Annotated in this window: 1 protein-coding gene; it reads left to right on the top strand. The window is 47.1% G+C overall.

All coding sequences use genetic code 11. The features are described 5' to 3' along the window. The coding region (locus AC0QHF_RS09770) for a reverse transcriptase N-terminal domain-containing protein (RefSeq protein WP_324704016.1) at positions 1-278 on the top strand (278 nt) is incomplete at both ends.

The raw sequence follows: 278 nt of genomic DNA, 5'->3' as shown, positions 1-278 counted from the left end.
TTCAAGTTGCAAAAACGTATCTATCAAGCGGCTCAATCGGGACAGGACGCAAAAGCTAGAAGGTTACAGAGACTCCTGTTGAAGTCATACTACGCAAGGCTCTTAGCGGTGAGGCGAGGGACCCAAGATAACCAAGGCAAGAAAACTGCCGGAGTGGATGGAGTGATAGCAATATCCCCAAAACAAAGGTTTGAACTTGCCGAGGAAATCAAAGGAAACTTCAAAGCCAAGCCATTACGGAGAGTTTGGATACCAAAACCCGGACGGGATGAAAAACG

The organism is Lyngbya sp. CCY1209, from assembly GCF_055795065.1.
This window is presented reverse-complemented; position numbering and strand designations above follow the sequence as displayed.